The organism is Tenacibaculum finnmarkense (assembly GCF_900239185.1).
Taxonomy (GTDB): Bacteria; Bacteroidota; Bacteroidia; order Flavobacteriales; family Flavobacteriaceae; genus Polaribacter; species Polaribacter finnmarkensis.
In genome coordinates this window covers 1-1598 of the sequence record NZ_OENA01000069.1, presented here as the reverse complement: position 1 = coordinate 1598, position 1598 = coordinate 1, and the positions used below count along the sequence as shown (strand labels likewise).

Below are 1598 nucleotides of genomic sequence, written 5' to 3'. Positions count from 1 at the left end.
TAGGCGATGATGCTCTAAAAGCAGTAACTTATAGAATTAACGATGCTTTTAAAGGCTATGCACATAGAGAATCATATCTCGAAGAAGCCGTAAAAATACTAAAAGTAGCAGATTGCCCAGATTACAAACATCGTAAAGGGCAAAAAGGAACGGTGGTGGTGATTGGTGGGAAAGGAGATCATAAAATAGGTGATTACGTAGTTTATAAAACAGACATATATAGAAGTATGGAAATAGATCAATATAAAGATTTAAAACAAAAAAATAATTTACCTATTCCTGATTACACGACCTTTTTGTCAAGAGATGCTTTTGATAAAGATTATACGGATAAAAAGACAAAAGCAACAGTTATAGTGAAACATTCAGATAAAAGATATGGGCAATATAATGAATGTCCACCAGGAGAATATTTTTTGATTAAAGAAAAAAGAACATATGAGGTTTATATTGGAGGTAGTATAAATAGTACTCTAATAAAAGGACCTGATGGAGATAGGGATGGTATAGCAATACACCAATATAGTCCTAAAGATGCTCAAGGTTGCTTGACATTTGTCTCAGGGAATGATAAAAGTCTAATTTTTAAACTTATTGATGAGGAAATCCCAGACTTATTTATTCATAAAGAAATGAAATATGCCAAGCGAACAGATAAGAACAAAGTTGTACATAACATGAGTATTAAACAAAGACCTGTTCGCGTGATCATAGAAGAAAGAGAGGTAATAGAAAGTGATTGGGAAGATTCTAAATATGGAACTATTAAGTGGACAGGTATACTCGACAATAAATAAAATAATTTTATGAAGAACAATAATATAATACAGCTAATAATTATAATATGCTTTTTTAGTTGCAATGGAAATAAAAAAGATAAAAAAGCAGAAGAATTAGTATATAATAAACAGAATATGGGTGCAATAATTGATAGTTTACCTTATAATTTTAAAGAGAATGATTTTAGTGAAACAATAATCGCTTATAAAAAAATTAAAAAAGACATTAAAAATAAATATAAAGCCCCTCCTTATGGTCTCTTAAAAAATAAAATAGAAGAAATATTTAAACTAGATGTTGATAAAGTTAACTATAGAATAATTTTTTTAGATGACGATTTAATGTTTCCAAAGGAACTTTTATATTACGAGAAATTTATATTACCAGATACCTATACGTTTAGAGAGTTTTCTGATGGGGATCTTGAAAATATCGATTATGATGCGTTCCTAAAAACGATACTTCATTATAATAATATGATTTTTTATAATGATATAAGTGCAACTAATTGGATAAAAACAAAAGAACCTGCAAGAATAATTAATCTAGTTAAAGAACAAGGTTATATCAAAAATAAAGATTGGTTACAATTTGCGTTTAGCAAATCAAAGTTATACAAACCAGATGAATTAGAAAGGTTCTTATTTGATTCAAAATGTAGAGGAGAAGAGCGTACAGAAAATGGAGACTGTACAGGAATGTTGCATACTTTAAGAAAAGACATGCTTGATAAAATGATAAGTTTAGGCGTTGAATTATCACAATTATCTACCGTAGCTAATATGGTATCTAACGGAAATCAAGAGATGTATGAAGAA

At 28.8% G+C, this 1598-nt stretch carries 2 protein-coding genes; both read left to right on the top strand.

Annotated elements, in window-relative coordinates:
- Positions 1–797 (top strand): hypothetical protein (locus AQ1689_RS09230; protein WP_101955906.1); only part of this gene is annotated, 797 nt, incomplete at its 5' end.
- 117 nt (positions 798–914) lie between these two features.
- Positions 915–1598 (top strand): hypothetical protein (locus tag AQ1689_RS09225; RefSeq protein ID WP_145993751.1); only part of this gene is annotated, 684 nt, incomplete at its 3' end.